The following is a 23,543-nucleotide window of genomic DNA, read 5'->3' on the forward strand; positions in this document are numbered from 1 at the left end:
AGCACGGATGATACAGAATCTGCCAACTTTCCCGAGAAGTGTGCAGCATCTGTATCATTTGTGTTTTTTTTATTTTCCCAACTATTATTCAGCAAGTTATCACTTTTATTGCATATCTTTGCCGGACAAACAAAACAAACAATCTATGAAGAAAGTCATTTTAGCAGTTGCCTCTATTGCATTGTGGGCTTCCTGCATCGAAGACGAGAAAGATTATTCTCAGATTATTGAAACACGTGTGGCAAACTGCGAAACCTCTCAGGATTTCGACGTGCCTATCAAAGAAGGGTATACGACCTTTGTGACTTACGGAGAAGACACCATAGCCGTAGCCAATGAACCCATCACCATCCGTATACCTAAAAATACGGCAGTTTCGACCCGTGCGGGAGATGGGATCAACATTAGTTATGATGTTCTAAAAGAAGGTGCCGAGACCACTTACGCCAAGACCTGGCAGGCAGTCATGTTTGAAGATACGCAAAACGGTGATTATGATTATAATGACTTAATCATTCACGTACAAAACACTGCAAGCAATCACGCTTACCAACACCCTGACGAAACCTGGCAAAGCATAAAAATCCAACCGATTGCTTTAGGAAGTATTAAAACGATAAAATTGGGATGCATCTTGTCCGATGGTTCCGAACATATTATCAGTAATGACGTAAGGACTGATTTGTTTTCAGGAAAACAGGGATTCATCAATACGGTTGACGACAATACTCCCATACGTTATAGGCTCTCCTCAACCAATATACAAAACTATGCTTTCGCCAAAACAGAACAAAAAGCAGCATGGGTAGCCTGGTTTATCGAAGTAGACGGAAAACGGATGTACGCTGCCAGTTCAGATATCGATTACAAAGTATACGATATGGTAAATAAGGAGAATATGCCTTACGGCCTTGCCGTAGCGAGTGGTAACGGTACGTTCAGTTATCCGCAGGAAAAGAACAGTCTTTTTAAGACTTACCCCGGTTTTAGCGACTGGATAAACGGAAAAGCAAGTTCCATCGGCAGCTTCCAAAAGGAACTCGTTTACAAATATTGTTCCGGTGGCATCATAAGCGAAGATGGCAAGTCACATAAAATCTGGGACTATCAGGATCTGCAATAATTTCTCCGGAACTTATGTGGCAAATACGACTACGGGATTCCTTTAGCAGTTGTTCTGACTAAAGAAATCCCGTAGTTTCTATTTTTATTCAAAGAATATCTTACATTCTGTCCGGTACTTCAATGCCCAGCAATCCCATTCCCAAACGGACAACCTTGGCAATATTGGCAGACAGAGCGACACGGAACAGTTTCACGTCTTCATTCTCTTCACGCAGGATACTGAAGTCATGATAGAACTGATTGTATTCTTTCACCAAATCGTAAACGTAGTTGGCGATACCTGACGGGCTATAGTCTTCACCGGCCTGACGCACTACTGCGGCAAAGTCGGCAACCATCTGAATCAATCCCTCCTCTTTCTCACTCAGCTCGATATTGGCCGGAAGCACTTGCGGAATCACAATGCCTGCTTCGGCTGCTTTACGCAGAACGGACTGGATACGTGCATAAGTATACTGGATAAAAGGACCTGTATTACCGTTAAAGTCAATAGATTCCTTCGGGTTGAAGGTCATGTTCTTACGGGCATCCACTTTAAGGATAAAGTATTTCAGTGCTCCCAGTCCGACGATACGTGCAATGTCGTCTGCCTCTTCCTGTGTCAGCCCGTCCAACTTGCCCAATTCCTGAGAAGTTTCCTTGGCTGTCGCAATCATTTCCGCCATCAGGTCGTCAGCATCTACCACCGTACCCTCACGCGACTTCATCTTGCCTTCAGGCAGTTCCACCATACCATAAGAGAAATGTACCAGGCTCTTGCCCCACTCAAATCCGAGCTTATCAAGCAAGATGGACAATACCTGGAAGTGATAGTTCTGTTCGTTTCCTACCACATAGATCATCTTATTAATAGGATAGTCGGCAAAACGCAATTTGGCCGTACCAATGTCCTGAGTCATGTATACTGAGGTTCCGTCTCCACGAAGCAGCAGTTTATGATCCAATCCTTCCGCCGTCAGGTCAGCCCAGACCGAGCCATCTTCTTTCTTAAAGAAGAAACCCTTTTCAAGACCTTCCATCACTTTCTCTTTGCCTTCCAGGTATGTATTGGATTCATAATAGATTTTATCGAAGCCCACTCCCATCTTACGGTAGGTTTCATCAAAGCCTTCGTATACCCAGTTATTCATCATCTGCCAGAGTGCACGCACTTCTGGATCACCCGCCTCCCATTTCACCAACATCTCACGCGCTTCATTCATCAGCGGAGAGGCTGCCTCGGCTTCTTCCTTGGTCATACCTTTCTCCATCAACTCCGCTACCTCAGCTTTATAGTGCTTGTCGAAAGCGACGTAATAATCGCCTACCAGATGGTCGCCTTTTTTACCCGACGACTCGGGTGTTTCACCATTGCCATACTTCTGCCATGCCAGCATCGACTTGCAGATATGGATACCACGGTCGTTGACGATATTGGTTTTGACTACCTTATTTCCGTTCGCCATGACGATATTGGCCAGTGCATTACCCAACAGGTTATTGCGCACATGGCCCAGATGAAGAGGTTTATTGGTATTGGGTGACGAATATTCAATCATTACCAGCGGAGCATTTTCATCCGCTGAGACAATGCCGTATTGTGCATCGGCATGAATCTCATTCAACAGTTCGATCCAGGCAGCCGACGCGATGGTCAGGTTCAGGAAGCCCTTGATCACATTGAAAGCTGCTACAGCCGGTTCATTGGCTTTCAGATACTCACCGATTTCCTGTGCGGTTTGCTCCGGGCCCTTCTTCGACATTCTCAGGAAAGGGAATACCACAAGGGTGAGGTGTCCTTCAAACTCTTTCTTTGTCTTTTGCAACTGCACTTGCGCGGCAGGCACATCCTGTCCGTAAAGCGCTTTGAGTCCGCTGATTACGGACGCCACAAGTTTATCTTCTATCTTCATATCCAAGTTATTATTCTGCGCGCAAAGATACAAAAAAAGGAGACGCATCAGCGTCTCCTCTCTTAATTTCTTTTCAACTATAAATGCTTATTTTATAGCATCTGCCAGCTCAGCACCTGGCTTGAATTTAGCAACTTTCTTTGCGGGAATAATAATCGCTTTCTTTGTAGAAGGATTGATACCTGATCTTTCGGCTCTTTCAGCTACAGAAAATGTACCGAAACCAACCAAAGAGATTTTGTCACCAGCTGACAAAGCTTTTGTAACCGAAGAAAAGAAAGCTTCAAGTGCTTTCTTAGAATCCACTTTACTTAAACCGGATTCTGCTGCCATTGCATTAATAAGTTCAGCCTTATTCATAATACGTAAATGATTAATTAATATATGTTACACAAAAGATATCCTTAAAATCCTCACAAATATAGAGTAACAAAACAACATATCAAATAAAAACATCAAAAAAACACATCAAATTGTTGAAAAAGAACTAATAGTAGATTATTTTTCTGCTGTAGAACAGAATTTATTCGTATTTTTGCGTCTATTATCATGTGTAAAGGAGCTAATGCACACATTATCACATTAATTACATTAACAAATTAGAAGAATGCCAACTGTAACAAAAAACCTGATAATTATCAATGTTCTCCTATTCCTCGGTCAACTTGTAGCGCAAAGCTACGGGATTAACTTATCCGATTATCTGGGTCTCCACTTTTTCCTCGCCGACAACTTCAATCCGGCACAGCTATTCACTTATATGTTTATGCACGGAGGATTCAGCCACATCTTTTTCAATATGTTCGCAGTATGGATGTTCGGCCGGATTCTTGAACAAGTATGGGGACCGAAACGTTTTTTATTCTATTATATCCTCTGCGGCGTGGGCGCAGGCCTGCTTCAGGAGGTGGTGCAATACATACAGTACGTGACCGAACTGTCGCAATATACCAGTGTAAACATCGGTACGGGCATTATCCCCATGAGTGAATACCTGAACATGATGACCACAGTGGGAGCTTCGGGATCCGTATATGCCATCTTGCTGGCTTTCGGAATGTTGTTCCCCAACCAGCAGTTGTTCATCTTCCCGCTGCCCTTCCCCATCAAGGCAAAGTTCTTCGTCATCGGATATGCCCTGATAGAGTTGTACGCAGGCTTTGCCAACAATCCGGGTGATAACGTGGCACACTTTGCACACCTCGGAGGAATGATATTCGGATTTATCCTGATCATGTACTGGAGAAAAAAGAACAGAAACAATGGGACATATTATAACTGACCTGAAAGAAGCGTTTCGCAGGGGAAACGTCTATATCCAACTGATATTCATCAACGTCGGTGTATTCGTTGTTACGACGCTGATCGGTATCCTGTTGCAGTTGTTCAACCGGAGCGCGGCAGGGATCTTTGAATTATTAGCTTTGCCGGCATCCTTCACACGGTTTGTGTGGCAACCATGGTCCATCTTTACCTATATGTTTATGCATGCAGGATTCCTGCACATCCTGTTCAACATGCTCTGGCTTTATTGGTTCGGTTCGCTGTTCCTGTATTTCTTCTCGGGCAAACACCTGAGAGGTCTTTATATTGTAGGCGGAATCTGTGGCGGGCTGCTGTATATGATCTCTTATAATGTCTTTCCGTATTTTCGCCCAATGACCGCCTACTCCACCATGGTAGGCGCATCGGCTTCGGTGCTGGCCATCGTAGTGGCAACCGCCTATCGGGAGCCCAATTATCCTGTACGCCTTCTCTTTTTCGGCAATGTGCGTCTGAAGTATCTGGCCCTGATCGTTGTGCTGACCGATTTGTTTTTTATCACCTCAAGCAATGCAGGCGGGCACATCGCCCACCTGGGCGGGGCACTGGCAGGACTTTGGTTTGCGGCCAGCCTGAACAAAGGGAAAGACATCACTTCATGGGTTAACAAAGCGCTCGACGCAATCGCCGCCCTGTTCAGCGCCAAAACCTGGAAACGGAAACCCAAAATGAAGGTGCATTACGGAAACAATACCCGTCAGAACGATTACGACTACAATGCCCGTAAAAAGGCACAGTCGGACGAGATAGACCGCATTCTCGACAAACTGAAGAAATCGGGTTACGAGAGCCTGACTACGGAAGAAAAAAAGAGCTTGTTCGACGCAAGCAAAAGATAACGCATGAAGCATATAGGCAGATTAGCCCTATTCCTGTTCCTGGCCGTCAACGCATTCTTCATCGGAATGTTGCTGCTGACGGCTTACAGTCCGTACATCAACCCTGAAGTACACCCGGTGCAGTCGTGTCTGGGACTGACATTCCCCATCTTTCTCGTCATCAATTTCTGCTTTCTGGTCTTTTGGCTTATCGTGCGCTACCGTCTCGCGTTGGTACCTCTTTTAGGATTCCTGCTTTGTTATCCGCAGATCAGGACGTATATGCCCTTCAACATGGGGCCGTCCGGACAGCCGGAGAACAGCATTAAACTCCTTTCGTACAACATCATGTCCTTCGGCAACATGAAGAAAGAGAATGGACAGAACCCTATTCTGAACTATATAAAGAACAGCAAAGCCGACATTGTCTGCATGCAGGAGTATGCGGGTTCCGAAACAGCCAAGATACACCTCAACAATAAGGAGATCAGGCAAGCCTTAAAAGACTACCCGTATCGTCACATCAAACAGGTGGGAAAGACGGGAGCCGGCAGCCAGATAGCCTGTTACTCCAAGTTCCCCATTCTTTCCGCCCGTATGCTCGACTATCAGAGCAACTACAACGGCAGCATGGTTTACGATATAAAAATAGGAAAAGACACCGTCTTGCTGATAAACAATCATCTTGAATCGAACAAGCTTACCCGCGAAGATAAAGTAGTATACGAAGACATGCTGAAAGACCCGAAAGCCGGAAAAGTGAAAAGCGGTATCCGGCAACTCGTCAATAAACTGGCTGAAGCTTCGGCTATCCGCTCGGCACAGGCACGCGCCATTGCTCAGGAAATAGCCCGTTCGCCCTACCCCTCGGTCATCGTTTGCGGCGACTTTAACGACTCTCCCATATCGTATGCCCACCGGGTTATTTCGCAAGATCTGGATGACGCATTCACCGAATCGGGACGGGGACTGGGTATCTCGTACAACCAGAATAAATTCTACTTCCGGATCGACAATATCCTGATCAGCAAGAATCTGAAAGCATCGGGATGTACGGTAGACAATTCGATCAAAGACTCGGACCATTACCCCATCTGGTGCTACATCACGCTCCCCGATTAATCGTAGGAAACAGTTCGTTCCTACAGCATCCACACAGCCCCGTACGCGTCAGTACTGCCTTTGGGACACAACAAGCGGAATGTGCGCTTTTGTTTCCCGCCGATCCGATTCAGTAACAAAAAGACAGTAAAAAGCGCTATTCGCTAACCATACCCGGTGAAAAAAGTCTCAAACCAGGAGCCGGACAGAAGAAAAAACGGTGAATTGGAACCGGAAAGCCGGGGTTTACATCGACATGAGCCGGGGTTTAGGGCAAAAAGACCCTTTCTTTTCGGGAAAAGAAGTAAGCATTTACCCCAAAAGAAGTAAGCATTTTCGGAAAATGCTTACTTCTTTTCCCCCATATCTCTATATGTTATTCAAATTACATCTATTGTCCCGAAAAATAACACTTATCCGGACCTTATAATCTTCTAACAGCCTTCTCTCAACAGTCCTTATCGGAACATCAAAAAGACAGATTATCCTCCCCGGAAGACGTATCGGATACATTTACGTCCACACAGCTTTCTTTCTGAAAGAAAATGAAAGATAAAACCAAAAATGCGATAAACTCCGGAACGAAATAGAGCCGTTTTTCCGGGGCAACCTGTGCCAAGAGCCGAAAAAATGAAATCTGAGAGCCTTCATTTGACATATTGCCAAAATGACAAACGATACTTCCGCCAATATCCGCCAAAGCGTCTCAAAAATCCCCTTCACATTCAAATATTTGCCTCCTAATTACTTCTGAATGTGAAAAAAAAACTATATTTGCAGCCTTGTATGCGACAGAAATCAATTAAAATGTAATCATAATAAATTAAAAGTAAAATGCAAAACAAAGGATTTGTAAAGGTTTTTGCGGTATTACTCACGCTGGTATGCGTGTTCTACCTCTCTTTCTCCTTCGTGACTCGCCATTATACCAATAAGGCAAAAGAGTTTGCGAAAGGCGATGTGAAAGTGGAGCAGGACTACCTCGACTCTCTCTCCAACGAGAAAGTATGGTTGGGTAACTATACGCTGAAACAGTGTCGTGAAATGGAAATCAGTTTAGGTCTGGACCTTAAGGGAGGTATGAACGTTATCCTCGAAGTGTCTGTACCCGATGTTATCAAAGCATTGGCTGACAACAAGCCCGACGAAGCTTTCAACAAAGCACTGGCCGAAGCTGCCAAACAAGCTACTACCAGCCAGGACGACGTGATCACGCTTTTTATTAAAGAGTATCACAAGACTGCCCCGGGTGCCAAGCTTTCTGAACTCTTCGCAACACAACAGCTCAAAGACAAAGTAAACCAGAAATCATCTGACGCCGAAGTTGAGAAGGTGTTGAGAGAAGAAGTAAAAGCTGCCGTAACCAACTCCTACAACGTGCTTCGTACACGTATCGACCGCTTTGGTGTGGTTCAGCCCAACATCCAGAGCCTCGAGGACAAAATGGGACGTATCATGGTGGAACTTCCGGGTATCAAAGAACCCGAACGTGTAAGAAAGTTGCTCCAGGGATCGGCTAACCTTGAATTCTGGGAAACATACAACGCCAAAGAAGTAGCTCCTTACTTGCAGGCTGCCGACTCTAAACTCCGCGCAGTCCTGGCACACGAAACTACCGCCAACGATACTGTTGCCGCAGTAGATTCGACAGCCTTGGCTGCAACAGAAGCTACTCCCGATAAAGCAGTCAGCGCCGCCGACAGCCTTGCTGCCGCACTGAAAGGCGGAGAAAAGAAACAGCAGGCTTCTTCTGCCGATCTGGAACAATTGAAAAAAGAACATCCGCTGCTGGCCATCCTGAGTGTAAACCCCAACGGAGGTCCCGTAGTAGGTTACGCCAACTACAAAGATACAGCTACTGTCAATTCATACCTCGCCATGAAGGAAATAGCTGCCGAACTGCCGAAAGATCTCCGTTTAAAATGGGGTGTTTCTCCGTTCGAATACGATCCGAAAGGACAGACTTTCGAATTGTATGCTATCAAATCGACCGAACGTAATGGCAAAGCACCGCTGGAAGGTGACGTTGTAACCGATGCCAAAGACGACTACGACCAATATGGCAAACCGTCTGTAAGCATGTCGATGAACTCTGACGGTGCACGCCGCTGGGCATTGCTGACCAAACAGAACATCAATAAGTCCATCGCCATCGTATTGGATAACTATGTATATTCCGCACCGAACGTAAGTAACGAAATCACAGGCGGTAACTCACAGATCACCGGCCACTTTACTCCGGAACAGGCAAAGGACTTGGCTAACGTATTGAAGTCCGGTAAGATGCCGGCTCCTGCACACATCGTTCAGGAAGACATCGTTGGTCCGTCATTAGGTCAGGAATCCATTAACGCAGGTATCTTCTCATTCGTTGTCGCTCTGATCCTGTTGATGATCTATATGTGCTCTATGTACGGATTCATCCCGGGTATGATTGCCAACGGCGCTTTGGTGCTGAACTTCTTCTTCACGCTGGGTATCCTTTCATCTTTCCAGGCCGCACTGACTATGTCAGGTATTGCCGGTATGGTGCTGTCACTCGGTATGGCGGTGGATGCGAACGTGTTGATCTACGAACGTACCAAAGAAGAGCTTCGTAGCGGTAAGGGCGTGAAGAAAGCATTGGCGGACGGTTATTCAAATGCCTTCTCTGCTATCTTCGACTCCAACTTGACTTCTATCATCACCGGTATCATCCTGTTCTACTTCGGTACAGGTCCGATCCGTGGTTTCGCCACAACCCTGATCATCGGTATCCTCTGTTCATTCTTCACAGCCGTGTTCATGACCCGTCTGGTTTACGAACACTTCATGAACAAAGACAAACTGCTGAATCTGACATTTACTTCACCTATCTCAAAGAAGATGCTGGTAAATACCCACTTCGACTTTATGGGTGGCAACAAGAAATGGCTGACTATCACAGGTGTGATCCTGCTGATCTGCATCGGTTCATTGGTAACCCGCGGTTTGAGCCAGAGTATCGACTTCACCGGTGGACGTAACTTCAAGGTTCAGTTCGAAAATCCGATTGAACCGGAACAGGTACGTGAACTGATTTCTAACAAATTCGGCGATGCCAACGTAAGTGTCATCTCTATCGGTACCGACAAGAAGACTGTACGTATCAGTACCAACTACCGCATTCAGGACGAAGGTAACAACGTGGACTCGGAAATCGAATCTTACCTGTACGAAGCATTGAAACCCATGCTGACTCAGAACATCACCCTGGCTACATTCATCGACCGTGACAACCACACAGGCGGCAGTATTATCAGTTCACAGAAAGTAGGTCCGAGTATCGCCGACGATATCAAGACAGCTGCTATCTGGTCGGTTGTATTTGCCCTGATCGCCATCGGCTTGTACATCCTGCTCCGTTTCCGCAACATCGCTTACAGTGTGGGTTCGGTAGCGGCTCTGACCAGCGATACGCTGATGATCATGGGTGCATACTCTCTGTGCTGGGGCTGGATGCCGTTCTCTCTGGAAATCGACCAGACTTTCATCGGCGCTATCCTGACTGCCATCGGTTACTCAATCAACGATAAGGTGGTGATCTTCGACCGTGTACGTGAGTTCTTCAGTCTGTATCCGAAACGCAATGTGAAACAGTTGTTCGACGACTCTCTGAACACAACTCTGGCACGTACCATCAATACCTCATTGAGTACGTTGATCGTATTGCTGTGTATCTTCATCCTGGGTGGTGATTCTATCCGCAGCTTTGCCTTCGCAATGATTCTGGGTGTTGTTATCGGTACACTGTCATCACTGTTCGTAGCTTCTCCGATTGCTTATATGATGCTGAAAAACAAAAAAGGTTCGGCACCGGCAACTACTACAGAAGAATAAAGCCTAATATATTATAAGGTATAAAAAAGCCTCCTTCGCGATTATGCGAAGGAGGCTTTTTGTTTCCAGTTAAGTTCTCCCCCATCAAAGTATTATCTAACGGTAAAGCATAAAGGGGCCTGAATACAGGCGCAGTTCACCCAATCTTCCGCATGATCATACGATCAGGGTGTCACACCTAATACAAAAAAGTAAGTGCATTCTTTCCCCGCCGGGAAGAATGCACTTGCACACAAACAAAACAAACAATAGGCCGATCTGTCACAGATGGGCATTGGCTTTTATTAGAACTGTCACGATCTTACCGGAAGGTATCCTGATTCTTTTTCTCAAGATTCATCTTTGCACCCGGCTTGAACCTCACCACTTTTTTACCCGGAATAGTCATAACTCCTCCGGTAGACAGATTATAGCCTTTCCGGGCCTTACGTTCCTTCACTTCAAAAGTACCGAAACCGACCAGCGTGACAGATTCTCCCTGATTTACCGCTTCAGCAATAGCATCCATCATACCTTCTACCACAATGGCAATCTGTTCTTTCTTCAAATTGCTTTTAACTGCAATACTCTTAATTAAATCAATCTTTTTCATGTTTAGCTTTTTATCAATAAATATTATAAACGTTTCGAGAACTACTGTCTCACACATCGAATCTGGAAACCAAATGCAGAATGATAAATTGATCTATGGGTTACTCCATCCGATTTCACCTGGATTCCCATTCCCCAGTACTGCTTGCCGAATCCATCGGCAATTGTAAAGTAATCACTCACCCAATAATAACCGACCACACCCGAATCATCGAGTTGCCCGTCGGCTGCCCTACGTGTTCCTGAGGCCGGAAGGAACTTGCCATTATTAAAGTTCCAGCCATTAGACCAACTGCCAACCCTGTTTTCAGTAGTAAATCCATACTTCGCAAACTCTTGCTCTTTAGGCAATTTCCAGGTTCCATTATCCGGAACACTGCCTCTGGAAATCTGCATATTTACATACTTTTGTGAATAACCAATCAAACGGCACGGGTCTCCACTACCATTTCTAAGATTAGTATAGGTATGTAACTCTTCCGATGCACCAATTGACCACTGAGAAGACCATACACGCCCTGTACTTACCGGATCGAACCAACTGACAGGACTTCCCGAATTGCTCCATGCAACGACTCCACGACTCTGGAAGAACGCTCCGGTCTCTTCTTTACTGTCCGTAAATACCAATGTTGCATTGTCAGTCCCGCGACCCGAGTTAGATACAGTTACATTAAACTCCATTGTTTGGGCACGTTTCCACACCGCATAGACATCGGTATCCTGACCGGATGGTGGCGTATAACTTGCACCTAAACCGTAGAACTGCCCGTTAATCATCCAACCGGTGAAGAAGAAATCCGCATTGCTGCATTTGAGTTTGGGGACCGCCAGGGTCGTAGCCTGTCCGGGCATCACATATTCATCCGCAGGTAACGTACCACCGGCATGACTGGTTCCCGAAGGCAGGTTCAAGTGATACTTTATCTTAGCTGCTTTCGTCCATTCGGCAGATACCTGCATGTTACCCAGAACGGGAATATTGGCTCCAAAAATGTAATGTACACCTCCGACACTCCAACCGGTATGTACCCACGTCGGATCACTACATACCAAATGGGTAGCGGATAAAGTCACCATCCTTCCCGGAACTATTTTCTGTAAAACAGGCAAAGGAGTTACAGAAGTGGTCCCTGCCGGAGTATTTGCCAGATAGCTTACTTCATAAAGCAACCACTTAGCGGTTATAGTCATATCCTTATTGACAGTAACCGATGTCCCCGGTGCCTTCTCTTGTCCATCTACCAGCCATGCCTGATGTACCTGCAAAGGATCACTGCTATGCAGTTGCACCGGCAGTATCACGGTGCTTCCCGGTGCCACGATTTCAGAACGCGGATAACCGGGTACTATTCCGGACGGTGGTTGCGATGAGTAAGTTACCTTATAATACCGCGTCCATTCGGGATATATTTTGAGGTCATTTGTCACAATCGTATTTCCGCCAAAAGCTCCTGCCGTCCATGCAGTATGTTTCCATCTCGGATCACTGCAAACCTGTAAACCTTGGGCTTCCGTTGCTAAAGTAACCGATGAATTCTGGGAAACTTTCACAGGAGACGGCAGAGTACCGCTGACAGTAACACCAGCAGGGGCATCCGCAGGCGCCTTTGCCAGATACTCAACCCAGCAGTCACGTGACCATACGGCAAAAGCCTTCCTGGAACCGGATACATGCATCACATAGTTTGCACCCAATAAATAATAAACTCCATCGATGCTCCATCCGGTATGCACATAACCGGAATTACTGCATACCAACTGGTTCGTCGAAAGTCTGATACTCGTACCTCCGGCAGCAACATAGACTCCCGGAACCGTTCCGGACACTAAAGCCGTACCTGCAGGAAGATTAGAGTCATACTCGAGAGAAGCACCTTGGCTAAAACTCGCATAGAAAAAGCCAGCACTACCGTTTATAGTAGTATTTTCTCCCAATCCAAGATTATTGTCCCAGCCAGTATGAGTCACAGACGGATCACTGAGAGTCAAAGGGGTAGAAGGCAGCGCAAAAGGTTTGCGTTGCTCCACAAAGTGGCCAGCCGGCAGTTCCGAGGTTAATGTTGCTCCTCCCGGCGGATAAGCATAATAATTGGCAATAACTAATTCCGGCCAATCGGTGGACGTATTATCTACGACACAACGAACCGGAAGAGCCACGTCCAAAGCAGTCGCCTGTATTACAGCATCCCCTCCCTGAAACCACAGCGAAGCAGGCTGCCATCCGATACTACCGGAAATGACAGAAGAACTCCAGTAATGTCCGGAGACACCCGGTTGCTCGATAAAGGTTCCATCTTCTTTGCGAGAACCCGATGCCGGAAAGTAAAATCGATCCTTTATCAATCTCCCGTGAACAACTTCACCAGTACCGTCTGTCGTAAGTCCCCCTATCGGTAACCAGGATCCTTCAGTTCTATATATACTGTTCAAAACAGTTTCCAAACGCTCCTTCACAGGCATCTTCCATTTCTTTCCCGGAGGAGCCCATCCGCGCTGCGTAAGATAACGGCAGATATCACCAATACGATTACCCGGATTATGAATATGTATCAATACATTCTCCAGATCTGCTCCGGGAGCTAAAGAGGCGGGATTAAACTTAGGAATGTTCGGAGATTGATTGGTTTTCCATACAGGATTCACTTCTGCTGCATCGAGCTGACGCACATCAGTTGCGCTGCTTCCTCCTTGCAGTGCAATTAAGGAACCATACAGAAAATACACTCCCTGTTTTTGGTTTCGGGCAGCAGGAACATACGACGGAACATCATCGAACGTCAATCTGCCTTGTGCCGCGTCCCAATAAATATTAGATGCGGCAGGGAGATCGTTATACACCCGATTCTCTATAACAACGACGGATTCTCCCGCAAGGCCCGACAGTTTAGCACTTTGTGGGCCCGCAGCCTCCTCGACAAAGAAGTAAACGGGGACAGAAGGCGAAGTAACTGGAGAGATAACCTCGCTATCCCGGTCCGGAGATGCGGGAGATATTGCCAGTCCAGACTTAGACGTACTTTCAAGAATACGGATCTGGTTGAAATCTCCCAACAAGAGTCCTTGAGAACCTGAAGCATAATTGCCGGAAACACCCATACCGGCAGCTTTCAGTTTTATTTCCCGGCGTAATCCTCCAACCTGAACATCAAGAGTCGTTTCTCCCTGCGCTCCCTTGGCAAAATCCAACTTAATGGCAGTCGAGTCTGCGGAGATCGAAGTGGTTTTAAGAGTCACACCGGCTATTCCGGACGACATGCTTACCACTCCCGGAGTAACCGTGCTTCCCGGACGGCTGTACGCATTGGTTCCTATCACACATACCGTAACATCCTTCTGTTCTTCATCCGTATAAAGCACATAAGAAGAATTCGTCAGCCCCAAATAATAAACACCATTACCTGTTATTTCATGCGAATCGTCTACCACCGTAACATTGCAAAGAATTCCGCTACTACCCGAAGGAGCAGCAATCGCCTCATCCATCGTAGAATAGCCTCCTCCTTCCACACGTACCAGATTTAGCGTATAAAGATAGTTTCTCTTAAATGCCAACTTTTCTCCTTTACTGTTTTTCAGGCTTGCGCGATAATAGTGAACCGGCCCGTTATCAAATTTACCGGCAAGAATAACATCCGAACGGTCAGCCGGGGCACCTGCCGTTTCATATACATAAACAGGATAGTCTTCACCTCCCATACCTGCGGTTGTATGCCCGGCGAATCCTGTTGAAGAGGCTATAATCGGATTGTCCAACCGGGAAGCACTACCCGATTTATGACCATAATCGGTAAATTGAGCCGTAACTGGTAAAGTTTCATTCACATTTCCATATTCAAAAGCAAGTGCTCCTTGTACCGGTACGTTAATAACAGACACTCCTGTCAAAATAAAACCATCGGAAGCATGTGCACCGGAAGCATCTACGTATAATTTAGAAACGATCCGTTTTAGGCGAAGAGGGGTACCGACAGTTCCTACAGTAGTACCTGTGATAATCTGTGGCAATGGACAATAGGCCGACATCGGGATCTTCTTCCCTGTAAAAGGAACTGTCGCTTGCGGAATTGCTAATGCAGAATTACCCGCCACAGGAGAATCCGACGGATCGCCATACAGAAGAAGATTGGTAACTGCATCGGATAAAGTTGTCGTAGTCGTAAGACTTCCCAACTTCGCCTGTATCAATTCATCGGCATTTGAAATCAACAGCAAAACCACTGAAGAATTGCAGGCACTTAATTGTGCATAAAGCTCTCCGGCCGAAGTCATATTGGCTTGTACGGCTTCCAAGAAAGTCGCATCTTTATCATTCCCCAGAAAAACCAACACCCAGGGAGGTCCCATGACGGTCTCATCGGCCGCTGTCCCCAAACGTGTGGCAGGAGATTCATAATCGCTCCCTTTATGAAGAGAAAGAAATACGTTCACTTTACCTTCAGGAGCCTCCGGAAGCGAGGGCGAACCTGTTACCGGAGAATCATCTGAACAGGATACCGGCAGAAAAGCCAATATCCCACACATAAGTATCCCAAGAAGGGATTTAATATTTTTATTCAAACACATTGTATTTTACTATTTTAAGTGACAGATTTTCCATTACTATTGACGGATGCAACGAGCATAATTAGAAGTAGCACTATACAGGCCACCAGTAATACCGCCGTCTCCTTGCGAAATCGTTACAGTAACCACACTGTTATTATTTCTACTACCAGCAGTTATATAAGAAGCCGCAATACCTATCTGTATATATCTTGCATAATACGGAAAATAAGTATTTAAAATAGGATAAAACCTTCCTTCCGAACTATCTTGATATGGATGGAGTAGAGCAGCCATCTCGTATATGTCAGGTAATCGCCATGTTTTGTTGTCCGGCAACTCTCCGGCAGCTAATTTCGCATTTATTTCATTTAGAGGGATACCTACTAAACGACATACATCACCAACTCCTCGTTTTAGCCCCTCTACACTATGTATTAACCTAGCGTTCTTATCATAATCAGTCGGCAGTAGTGACGGAATAGTTACACCATTTATGGGAAAGCTAGAATTAGCAACCGAATGGCTCCAGCCAGTACCCTTACTGCCAGCAGGTGCAAAAATTAGGGTTGCATCAGTAGAACCCGGATTAGAAAGTTCTAAATTAGTTGATGCAAACGGGGTCTCCGGTGTATTTACCCAATAAGGTTCTATCTTGACATCAGTGCTAACAACTATTTCATCTCCAAATCTATAACGATCACCATTAACCAGCAGTCCGGTACACATCTTGACAGGCGAAGAGTTTACTGCTACTACAACATAAAGCAAGGAATGTTTCTCTCCCATCTCTACGAAGTTAGTACTGTCAGAAAAACGCCAATAAAAAACAGCCCCAGGATATGGAGGGGTACAAACATACTCTATTTTACAAAGTTTAGTCCATTCAGGTATAATCTCCACTTCAGTGTTTCCTGCTCCATCAGTACCGATAACATATGAATCACCAAAATCAAAATGCCGTCCATTCACAAGCCACCCCGTATGCGAATACTTTGTTACCACTTTACCCCCTTCACGTACTTCGTAATCATTGAATTTTGTAGACAGCGCTGGCAATGTTATCGTTTCTCCTTCGTTCAACAATGCCGGTGGCGGAACGCTATACGAATTATTCTCTTGATTCAAAGGATTAGTATTCGAATACACTACACGATAAATCTTGGGATAATTATTCTCAGAATCAACAACGCAACGGATAGCTCCATCCCCCGACGAAGTAATCCAATCTTGTATGGAAGTACTTAGATATTCAAAGTAAAGTCCCCGGGCTGAAGCACTGATTGCAGCGGAAGCAGACCAATATCTCCCTCTAAGCCCATTTTCATTAGCTGGGAGATAATAGCGATTATTCGTACGAATTCCATTGCCAATAACAGTACTACCCTCACTCGAACTGCCAGAAATATAACCCCAACTCGGAATAGAAGCAGTAGTTTCCCGAATTCCATCCCCCAAAAGTTTCAATTCATCTAAAGTAGGCATCCGCCACCTCTTATTTCCGGGCCCCCATTCTCTTTGCGTTATAAAACGACAAATATCACCTTTCAGATTCTTAGGATCATGCAATCCCTTCTGAAGAATCAAATTCTCATCATCTCCCCCAACAACAGAAAATGCAGAGATCCAGACCGGAATAGAAATATAACCCCATTTTCTATCATTCTTATGTGTGGCCAGAAAATTATACCCGGTGTTATTCCCTTGTAAAGAACCCCAATAAAAAGACGCCCCTTGAAATTTCTCATGTTCCGCTCTGCATCCCGGTGCAGGAGTATCATCAAAGGTAAACTTCTCGAGAACCCTATCAAAATAGATATTAGAACCAGCAAACTCCACTCCTTCCACAGCGATTGTATGTGCAAATCCTCCTGCCATCAATAGCAAAGTGTCCGCAAGAGAAACTTTGTTCCGTTTTATGGTAAGAGTTCCCATGCCTGTTCCTGTATCCTGGTCATAGCTGTAATTGATCTTAGTCCGTGTCATATCAAATTTAGAACTCACAGGATCACCTGTAGAATTATAAGCATATAGTACAGGAGATAGGCTGACAGATACAGGAGGCAAATTTTTGGTTGTAAACGTAACAACACTCTCAGAAGCATACGAGTAACCGACATTGACCCGCGAGAAAACGATCTTTGCTCCGGGAATCGTATCATAAGCAGCCGTATTCTGCCATGGCTCCACACTTACATTCACATCGACATTCAGCGGATTCACAGTCAGCATATATCGATAGTAAGTATTACGCCCAAGTGAGTAGTCAGCCGGAATATCCGTACTCTTTCCCAATAATATTTGCCATGTTTCTGACACTCCATTACGTTCAGCCTCTATTTCCATAAAAGAAGCACGTCCCTTCCCTGCTGTATTATTCCAAATGTACTCCGGCAAGATAAAGCTATTCTTTCCCTGTACAACAGACGTATACGAATACCCTGAGGGAACGTCTTTCTCTCCCGCGATAGAAACAGGTGTAGAAAACGAACGCATATCAGTAACCGTAAGCCCACCGGAAAGCGGATAAGCAGAGGGGGAAAGAAAAGAGAACGAAGGTAACTGTTTAACAGTGACCTGCCTGATCTTTATATCTTCATCCGTATTTTTTCGTATCTCCAGACTCGCCTTTGAAGCAATGCGCTCCAACTCAACCGAGAACGCTGAATTCCAGGTTAATCCTTCATCCACACTGACTTCCCCTGTGACCGGAGTTGAAGACGACGAGTTTCTTATCCGGATATCCAGGTGCTTGCATACCACAAACTCTGTCGTATCTGCGGGTAGAGTAACCGGTACACTTTTAATTTCCGATAAAGATGGCTCTCCGGTTAATGCGGAATTCATACCCGTTGTTTCATTACCAATCACAAACAAATCGTAGTCGCCCGGACGAAGATAGAGTTTAAATACTCCTCCTGCATGTTCTAAACCAGATGATGAAGGGGCACTTAAATCAGTACGGCGATTCATTTCGACCTTTCCACTGTTTTTCGCTACAGCAATTACACGCAAACGCTTCAAAGTCACTCCGGACTCACTTCCTCCTAAGGTTATATTACGAGTCACCAGTTCTACTTCTACCGGATTGTCCCCCGAAGTATACTTTCCCATTTTATCTTCCAGTTCACAAGAGACAAATAACAGCAGCAAAGAGAAAATAGATATTCCCTTTACCTGCCTTATATACTTTTTCTTTAATAAACTCATTTTTATGAAACCAATTTAGACTCAATTTATTAATAGTATATTCAGACTCTCTTTTTGAGACTCCACGTACTTTTAAAAGAAGGTGTTTTGTTCCGGCCTACCTTGTCCTGACAAAGTACCTTCATCCCGGCGACAAAACAACCTTCCAACACGAGAGAGACACGAATTCACTCTAAAAAACAAATTCTATTTACCCATAAAAAAACATCCGTTGCCACTCCGTTTGAATTCTTACTTTCTTTGTCAGACCTCCGGAGTGGTACTGACAGTCTCCCAGCCATTTACCCGTAAAGAGACAATGACCCCGTCCTTAGAAAGCGTCAATTCGATCAGATAAGTATCCTCTCTGTCCAGATCTTCCTGGGTATTGTATGTGGGAGAGGACATAATAGCACTGATTAAATCTTTTGTGAATCCCGGAATAACATCTGTTCCATCGGGATTCAATAATTTGAGGAACAGATGTCCGTCAGTATACAAGCGCAATACGTCAAACTGGAAGACACGGGTATCATCCGGTTGAGAAGCGCTATAATAAGAAACGTATATAATCGTACCGGCATCGGCCGGCGTAACATTTTCTGAATTAAAGCGTCCGTTATCGGAAGTGATACGGGCTGATGAGCCATCAACGATCCCTTTTACACGGACTTCTATTTTATTCGTATTTTTCATTAAATCTATTACACCTGTCCCACCGTTATCAGCTGTGATCTCCACGGAGTCCAGGCGGCCAAAAAACAACTCACCAAGTGAGTATCCCAAATTTTCTTTCTGCTCGAAATCAGCTTTAACACGAAAGTCGGAAAGAGTGGTAATTCCCGGAGAAATGCCGGAGCTAAACTGTTGGGGAAGGCCTGTCTTAAAAATACCGACCTCGTAATCATGGACTTTACCTCCCAGGCACAGGAAGGTCCATTTCCCTTCAGGCAGGTCTACGGCCATTCGGTAACCATTCTTCAAATGCGCTCCTTCATCCCGGAACATTTTACGATAAATGCCGAGAGAGTCGAACGCATACACATCTATATGGTGGACAGCTTCTCCAAAACGGTCGCCCTCACCTGTATGCAAAAGATAACGCGGCTGCAACATAAACATCCGTGAACATTTACTCAAGTCCTCGTAAACACAACTGCTAAATAAGGCTGTATAGAGAGCCAGTCCTAAAATGAGTGAAATAAGCAGAAAAAACGAAGTACTGTTTTTCTTCCCGACAAATATCATATATCAACTAATATAAAATAAGAAACATTCAAATTGTATCCGGTGCGGGGTATTTCCCGCACCGGAAAAAGACAGAGTAAAGTTAAACTTCAGGCTTAACCTGAACTACAGTCCACTGACCTATGCTTACAGTAAGATCTACAGAAACAGTTTCCGGATCGGGGTCCGGAGTTACAGGAGGAACCGGAACATCCATAATATCCTTGATATCGGCAAGGTCAATAAAGTATACCTTACCGGCTTCAAAGTCTGTAATATAGTTAGTAGCTGTATTATCCTTTAAAGCAACCACATTAAGCCAGCCGGTTTCCGGACCTGAGCCACCAACTTTCTTATCAAACTCAACTTCCATGATAACATGGACCGATTTCTTCATAACATCTTCCTTTGTGGTAGGAGAAGAAAGATCTTGTTGAGGGAAGAAGTTATATCCATCGGCTTGTCCACCCGCAATCTGAGCCACTCCAATTCCTACACCTGCTCCTAAATCAGTATTAAACATTTTCGCAAACTGACCAGATGGAGCATAACCCGTCCCCCAAGCAGCTGACGCAATTCTGGTCAATGAAGCAGCACCTCTAGTAAGCTTAACATTATTAATGTAAATCCCCTTTATCTTTAAATCATTCAGATGCGTCCAGGGGCCGGCTAGACTACCCTTTACTTCCACACGCGCCATATCAGGGTTTATTGTCGGAGTGCAAGTTGCATTTCCTCCACCTCCAGGATTTATCGCTGCTCCACCAAACAAACGCACTTTGCTTGATGTAGCTGACCCTTGACGAGTATTTACATTATCGGTTTCAGTAACATTATCACCATTCGCCTCTACATCAATCCAAGTTGCCGCACCGGAGACTGTAATGGTTTTCATCACACCATCTGTAATGGTTTCGCTAATTGTATTAGTAATAGCACCATTCTGTCCGACCCGCGCAATAATAGTTACATTACCATTGATAGTCACTTTATTACCTGTAGTAGTCTCGGGATCAATAGCTCTGCTCGAAGCTCCACCAAATTTAGGTAAATTCACGGTCAGAGCCACCGTTTTAGGAGCACTCTCCGTAATTTTCTCATCGTTGCTGCATGCAGCAAACGTCATGGTTGCGGCCATTAAGGCCAGAATCGATTTTGTAATTTTCATTTCTAATAAAAAATTAAATTCAACAATAAATAAAGAATCATTAAACTTCTTTATAGTATTAAGGTATAAGTATAGTGTGCTTTACTCTTCTGAGGCAATTCGTTCCAACTCCTCCTTAAGCCCCATGAATCTGGGAAGAAGTGCTACAATATCGGAATCCATCTCTGTCCGGTATACGTATTTGGCATCCTTGCGGCATGCCTCCAACAGCAGCTCCGCTGCCGTCTGATAATCTTCCAGCCGCGCATTTACGATCGCCCGGAGATACTCAACCGCAGCTGTTTGAGGCAATTGCTTTAACAGTTCCTCCGACTTGGCATGATAACCCAAACAGGTCAAAGCGACAGCGGTATTGTAGTCCGGATATTTCTCCAGAATACCCAAGGCCTTCTGATACTCGCGATTGGACAGGGCTTCAAGTCCCTGGGCATACTCCTCACGTTCAGGAGTAATATGGTTTACACTATCACCTGCTATATCAAAGCGACGTGCCAAAGAAACATCCGCCAGATCGGCAACAGACGCAATCACAAATGTCAGTGTATCTGCCGGAGGAAGACTCCATACACTATGATCCGTAGCAAGGACATTACCCCGGAGCGTGATATGCAATTTCTTCATGCCTTCACATACCGAGATACGATACGTATACAGGTAAGAGAAGTCCTCCGAAGGATTGGCTGTTTGATTTACCATCGCACTATCAGCGTAAGGGAAACGGATGATACGATCACGAATCAAATCCTGATGATCCCGATTATATTCATTCTCGGCAATTGCCCTTCTGAAATAGCGATGGGAAGCAATCTCAACAGAATCCTGACGGGTAAAACTGTAGTTGCGAATATCTTCAAGACGTCCTCCGGACAGCCAGAGTTCCTGAAAGCGGGAAGGAACATCCTCGACTGTCATTGCACGAGGTAAACGATAAGCTGGCCAAAAGCCCGTACGACGATCGTATTTCTTCTGATACGAAGCACGTATGCCAACCGTGTCATAACCGGCGATAAACTTTTCCACACTACGTTCCAGCACATCACGTTGCATGTGCTGCTTCAAAGAGTTTCGGTTTCCCTCTACTTTCGTACTGATCCATCCATGACGCTTATCCATAAGCGTTTTCCATTTCAGGTAGGCCAAACGTCTGCGCCGCTCTGCTTCATAGACCTTCCAGAAAAGTCTCTGCCGTGCAAAAATATCCTTGCGAATGCCCTCACGATCCACAAAAGCGCTGTCATATTTGCTCTCCGGAATAATACCTCTCAGAAAATCATCATATGCTTTATATTGATTTTCCTGCATACGAATAAATTCTTTTCCCCGTAGAATGACAGGAGATAGTAAGACAGAAGAGTCTTTTTCTATCAGTTCCGGATGCATTGTCAATTTCCAGCAACTATCCAAAAGAGCCTTGGGAGCCTTTACATAAAACATCAGGGTGACTTCACCGTTACGCTCCATGACGCGCTCTATACTTTTACGTTGGGCAACAATATCAATACGGTCGAGATCAATTGACTTCCAGATATCTTCCTCAACAGAATTAACCGCAGAAACGGAATTGTCAACAACCACACTGTCCCGGAAACCGACAGTCTCCGAAACCATAAAAGCGCCATCCGCAGAAGAAGTGCCAGGCAACTCGACAGTAGCTCCGCTGGCTTGCATAAACAAACGCATAGTCAAGGGAGAATTGGAACTGCATGAATATATCAGCGTACAGAGACAAAGTATCGATACGACCTTAGAAATACGATACCCTCTTGATATAGTGATGAACTTTTTTTGATGTATCATCTTGCAACAGAATAAGAAATGAGATTAATAGATTAGAATAAATAGACTATATTTACTGCCAGCTTAGTCGGAACCAAACGCACCCCCTCAAGAGTAGCAACTTTCTGCCCGCATGTCTTACACACATATTTATCATTATGAGTCCACAACACACCAAGGCCAGCCTCAAACTCTAAATTCCAATGGGGAGAAAGAGGACGGTTATACCCCAAAGAAAATCCGCCGCCAAAGCCGTAGCCTTCATAACGATATTTACCACCAAAAACACCACCGACATTATACATGGTACCCACTCCTTGGATTCCGAAAAAATAAGAACGCCCATAAGCCTCACGAACCCAATAGCGAATCCCGGGAGAAGCAGACAGGTTACGAAGTCTCGCATCCCCGAAGGAGAAAGGATTATATTGAAGAGGAAAATGGAAAGTCCAGCGATGGGAAAACTTCAGTCCGAACTCAAGATTCATATTGGTAGTACCCCAACCCAAAACATTAGTTTGCAAAGAATAAACCTGTCCACAAGCTATTTCGACTCTTAAAAACATAGAAGAAACAACCAACAGGAAGAGAAACACAAATCGCTTAAACGCCATAACTATTATTCAACTTGTTTTACTTTTAAAAACCATTAAACCTACCGGATACATAAAATCCGTAATATCTTATACTCTCCCATCGAACCACATCACAATTCGATTGTTACGGGTACCAAAGCAATTGCTTACCATAAAACATGCATCTTTAATCTTTCCACCCCAAAGTGGTTCATCTATCTCAATAGGATAGATTTCAGGAATAGAAGCATCTAATTATCAGAGTTATGTATACAGGATTGTTTCGCCCAAAGAGATTCTGCACAATATCTGTATACTGATTTTAAGCAGAAAGCTGTATAATAATATATTATAT

General features: G+C 44.9%; 14 protein-coding genes. 5 read left to right on the forward strand and 9 right to left on the reverse strand.

What is annotated here, in order from left to right:
* Positions 1 to 145: 145 nt before the first annotated feature.
* The gene (locus tag QK890_RS17160) at positions 146 to 1,123 is read left to right on the forward strand and encodes a DUF4842 domain-containing protein (protein ID WP_032539224.1); all 978 of its coding nucleotides are present in this window, start codon (positions 146 to 148) and stop codon (positions 1,121 to 1,123) included.
* A 100-nt stretch (positions 1,124 to 1,223) separates the two neighbouring features.
* Here the strand turns inward: QK890_RS17160 and argS are convergent, their stop codons facing one another.
* Both argS and QK890_RS17170 read right to left on the reverse strand, forming a co-directional pair.
* Entirely contained in the window at positions 1,224 to 3,017 is a 1,794-nt protein-coding gene (gene argS, locus QK890_RS17165) for an arginine--tRNA ligase (RefSeq protein ID WP_032530971.1), read from the reverse strand.
* 87 nt (positions 3,018 to 3,104) lie between these two features.
* On the reverse strand, positions 3,105 to 3,377 hold the full coding sequence (locus tag QK890_RS17170) for an HU family DNA-binding protein (RefSeq protein ID WP_005781816.1): 273 nt from the start codon (positions 3,375 to 3,377) through the stop codon (positions 3,105 to 3,107).
* 247 nt (positions 3,378 to 3,624) lie between these two features.
* Between QK890_RS17170 and QK890_RS17175 the strand changes: the two genes are divergently transcribed.
* The 4 genes from QK890_RS17175 to secDF all read left to right on the forward strand — a co-directional run bounded on the left by QK890_RS17175 (position 3,625) and on the right by secDF (position 10,117).
* On the forward strand, positions 3,625 to 4,299 hold the full coding sequence (locus tag QK890_RS17175) for a rhomboid family intramembrane serine protease (protein WP_005781814.1): 675 nt from the start codon (positions 3,625 to 3,627) through the stop codon (positions 4,297 to 4,299).
* Positions 4,280 to 5,179: a rhomboid family intramembrane serine protease gene (locus tag QK890_RS17180; RefSeq protein ID WP_005781812.1), complete on the forward strand. Its 900-nt coding sequence runs from the start codon at positions 4,280 to 4,282 to the stop codon at positions 5,177 to 5,179. The genes QK890_RS17175 and QK890_RS17180 overlap by 20 nt, the downstream gene beginning before the upstream one ends.
* Positions 5,180 to 5,182: 3 nt before the next feature.
* A complete protein-coding gene (locus QK890_RS17185; RefSeq protein ID WP_005781809.1) occupies positions 5,183 to 6,280 on the forward strand; it encodes an endonuclease/exonuclease/phosphatase family protein in 1,098 nt (365 codons plus the stop codon).
* Positions 6,281 to 7,093: 813 nt separating this feature from the next.
* Positions 7,094 to 10,117, forward strand: a complete 3,024-nt coding sequence (gene secDF, locus QK890_RS17190) for a protein translocase subunit SecDF (protein ID WP_032539135.1) — start codon at positions 7,094 to 7,096, stop codon at positions 10,115 to 10,117.
* A 301-nt stretch (positions 10,118 to 10,418) separates the two neighbouring features.
* Here the strand turns inward: secDF and QK890_RS17195 are convergent, their stop codons facing one another.
* The 7 genes from QK890_RS17195 to QK890_RS17225 all read right to left on the reverse strand — a co-directional run bounded on the left by QK890_RS17195 (position 10,419) and on the right by QK890_RS17225 (position 23,227).
* Positions 10,419 to 10,709 (reverse strand): HU family DNA-binding protein, encoded by a 291-nt coding sequence (locus tag QK890_RS17195; RefSeq protein WP_032539134.1) that lies wholly within the window; start codon positions 10,707 to 10,709, stop codon positions 10,419 to 10,421.
* A 41-nt stretch (positions 10,710 to 10,750) separates the two neighbouring features.
* Positions 10,751 to 15,274: a hypothetical protein gene (locus tag QK890_RS17200; protein WP_367627478.1), complete on the reverse strand. Its 4,524-nt coding sequence runs from the start codon at positions 15,272 to 15,274 to the stop codon at positions 10,751 to 10,753.
* 36 nt (positions 15,275 to 15,310) lie between these two features.
* Positions 15,311 to 18,463 carry a hypothetical protein gene (locus QK890_RS17205; RefSeq protein WP_367627479.1) on the reverse strand — a complete coding sequence of 1,051 codons (3,153 nt, stop codon included), beginning with the start codon at positions 18,461 to 18,463 and terminating at the stop codon, positions 15,311 to 15,313.
* Between the two features lie 243 nt (positions 18,464 to 18,706).
* Positions 18,707 to 19,690, reverse strand: a complete 984-nt coding sequence (locus QK890_RS17210) for a FimB/Mfa2 family fimbrial subunit (RefSeq protein WP_032539132.1) — start codon at positions 19,688 to 19,690, stop codon at positions 18,707 to 18,709.
* A gap of 82 nt (positions 19,691 to 19,772) precedes the next feature.
* Entirely contained in the window at positions 19,773 to 20,837 is a 1,065-nt protein-coding gene (locus QK890_RS17215; RefSeq protein WP_032539131.1) for a hypothetical protein, read from the reverse strand.
* Between the two features lie 81 nt (positions 20,838 to 20,918).
* Positions 20,919 to 22,634 carry a hypothetical protein gene (locus QK890_RS17220; protein ID WP_032539130.1) on the reverse strand — a complete coding sequence of 572 codons (1,716 nt, stop codon included), beginning with the start codon at positions 22,632 to 22,634 and terminating at the stop codon, positions 20,919 to 20,921.
* 32 nt (positions 22,635 to 22,666) lie between these two features.
* Complete coding sequence (locus QK890_RS17225; protein WP_032539129.1) at positions 22,667 to 23,227, reverse strand: DUF3575 domain-containing protein; 561 nt, start codon at positions 23,225 to 23,227, stop codon at positions 22,667 to 22,669.
* Positions 23,228 to 23,543 lie beyond the last annotated feature (316 nt).

The organism is Bacteroides sp. NGMCC 1.200775, assembly GCF_040798045.1.
In the GTDB taxonomy this organism is placed as follows: domain Bacteria; phylum Bacteroidota; class Bacteroidia; order Bacteroidales; family Bacteroidaceae; genus Bacteroides; species Bacteroides hominis.

What these genes read in the sequence shown, in the direction of transcription:
- QK890_RS17210 (WP_032539132.1), bottom strand. Translation starts at nt 19,690, where the DNA reads ATGATATTTGTCGGGAAGAAAAACAGTACTTCGTTTTTTCTGCTTATT.
- QK890_RS17185 (WP_005781809.1), top strand. Translation starts at nt 5,183, where the DNA reads ATGAAGCATATAGGCAGATTAGCCCTATTCCTGTTCCTGGCCGTCAAC.
- QK890_RS17200 (WP_367627478.1), bottom strand. Translation starts at nt 15,274, where the DNA reads ATGTGTTTGAATAAAAATATTAAATCCCTTCTTGGGATACTTATGTGT.
- QK890_RS17205 (WP_367627479.1), bottom strand. Translation starts at nt 18,463, where the DNA reads ATGAGTTTATTAAAGAAAAAGTATATAAGGCAGGTAAAGGGAATATCT.
- argS (WP_032530971.1), bottom strand. Translation starts at nt 3,017, where the DNA reads ATGAAGATAGAAGATAAACTTGTGGCGTCCGTAATCAGCGGACTCAAA.
- QK890_RS17170 (WP_005781816.1), bottom strand. Translation starts at nt 3,377, where the DNA reads ATGAATAAGGCTGAACTTATTAATGCAATGGCAGCAGAATCCGGTTTA.
- QK890_RS17195 (WP_032539134.1), bottom strand. Translation starts at nt 10,709, where the DNA reads ATGAAAAAGATTGATTTAATTAAGAGTATTGCAGTTAAAAGCAATTTG.
- QK890_RS17225 (WP_032539129.1), bottom strand. Translation starts at nt 23,227, where the DNA reads ATGGCGTTTAAGCGATTTGTGTTTCTCTTCCTGTTGGTTGTTTCTTCT.
- QK890_RS17180 (WP_005781812.1), top strand. Translation starts at nt 4,280, where the DNA reads ATGGGACATATTATAACTGACCTGAAAGAAGCGTTTCGCAGGGGAAAC.
- QK890_RS17220 (WP_032539130.1), bottom strand. Translation starts at nt 22,634, where the DNA reads ATGATACATCAAAAAAAGTTCATCACTATATCAAGAGGGTATCGTATT.
- secDF (WP_032539135.1), top strand. Translation starts at nt 7,094, where the DNA reads ATGCAAAACAAAGGATTTGTAAAGGTTTTTGCGGTATTACTCACGCTG.
- QK890_RS17160 (WP_032539224.1), top strand. Translation starts at nt 146, where the DNA reads ATGAAGAAAGTCATTTTAGCAGTTGCCTCTATTGCATTGTGGGCTTCC.
- QK890_RS17175 (WP_005781814.1), top strand. Translation starts at nt 3,625, where the DNA reads ATGCCAACTGTAACAAAAAACCTGATAATTATCAATGTTCTCCTATTC.
- QK890_RS17215 (WP_032539131.1), bottom strand. Translation starts at nt 20,837, where the DNA reads ATGAAAATTACAAAATCGATTCTGGCCTTAATGGCCGCAACCATGACG.